The organism is Streptomyces sp. NPDC047022, from assembly GCF_040644155.1.
GTDB lineage: Bacteria > Actinomycetota > Actinomycetes > Streptomycetales > Streptomycetaceae > Streptomyces.
The window spans coordinates 1-1445 of the sequence record NZ_JBEYVV010000103.1 but is presented as its reverse complement, the minus strand read 5'-3'; the positions used below and the strand labels follow the sequence as shown (position 1 = coordinate 1445).

The 1445-nt window shown below is 68.7% G+C and carries 1 protein-coding gene; it reads right to left on the bottom strand.

Annotation, left to right across the window (positions count from 1 at the left end; translation table 11 throughout):
* Nucleotides 1–25 precede the first annotated feature (25 nt).
* A complete protein-coding gene (locus ABZ845_RS31940; RefSeq protein ID WP_360987057.1) occupies nt 26–1228 on the bottom strand; it encodes an IS110 family transposase in 1203 nt (400 codons plus the stop codon).
* Nucleotides 1229–1445 lie beyond the last annotated feature (217 nt).

Below are 1445 nucleotides of genomic sequence, written 5' to 3'. Positions count from 1 at the left end.
ACTTCAAGGAGTCTCAATGATGAAGTCAAGCCGCTTGCGCGACCGGCAGTTCGGGGGTGAAGACCCGGTTGTCGCGCAGGAGGGCCCACAGGACGCTGGCCCGCCGTCGGGCCAGGGCGATGACGGCTTGGACGTGCTTGCAGCCTTCACCGCGCTTCTTAAGGTAGAAGTCCCGGTTCGGCCCCTCGCGCATCATGCTGGTCTGTGCGGACATGTAGAACACCCTGCGCAGACGGCGGCTGTAGCGCTTGGGCCGGTGAAGATTGCCGGTCCGGCGACCGGAATCACGCGGGACGGGAACCAGCCCGGCCGCCGAGGCAAGGTGCCCGGCGTCGGCGTAGGCCGTGAGGTCGCCGGCGGCGACGACGAACTCAGCGCCGAGGATCGGTCCCATGCCGGGCAGGGACTCAATGATCTCCGCCTGCGGATGGCTGCGGAACGTCTCGCGGATCTGCTCGTCGATCCGCTTCTGGCGGTCGTCCAGGGCCAGGATCTGCTCGGCCAGGTCGGCCACGATCTGGGCAGCGACATCCTCGCCGGGCAGTGCGGTCTGCTGGGCCTGGGCGGCCTCCAGCGCGGTCGAGGCGACGCTGTCGGCACCGCGAACACCGCGGTTGGCCAGCCAGGCCGTCAACCTCGCCCGGCCGCGGCGGCGGAGAGCCGCCGGGGTCTGGTAGCCCGTCAGCAGGACCAGCGCGCCCTTCTGCGAGCTGTAGTCAAAGGCCCGCTCCAGCGCGGGAAAGACGCCGGTCAGTGTGTCGCGGAGACGGTTGATCATCCGGACTCGGTCGGCCACGAGATCGGAGCGGTGGGCGGTCAGCAGTGCGAGGTCGGCGGCCAGCTGGGCAGGCACGTCGATCGTCGCGAAGTCCCGGCGGTTGCGCGCGGTTTCGGCGATGACGTAGGCGTCGCGGGCGTCGCTCTTCGCCTCACCCGGGTAGGCACCCGACATGCGGTTGACCGTGCGGCCGGGCACGTAGACGGCCTGCTGGCCGTGTGCCGCGAGCAGGGCCAGCAACAGAGCGGAGGACGTGCCGGAGATGTCCACCGCCCATTGGACCTCGTCGGCCAGGTCCAGGATCTCGCCCATGGCGGTCAGGATTGCCGACTCGTCGTTGTCGACCTTCTTCGACCACAGCGTCGCACCGGTCTCGTCGACCGCCGCTGCCCAGTGATGCCCTTTGCCTGCGTCGATCCCGGCCCATACCCGGTGCCTTCGCTCGCTCACTCGCCCCTCCTCGTTCCGAACAGCATGCCGTCGGCCCGAGGAACACCCCGCTGTCATCTCCGTAATCAGCGACCGAAGCGCACATCTCAATCAGCAGCCAGGGCGCCCCGGAGAGCCGGGTGGCCACTCCTTGGAAGCCACTGAAGGCAGAGAGCCATAAGCCACACCCGGCCCTCCCGGGCCGCCTAACAACTTACGGAGAGCCATGCGATACACC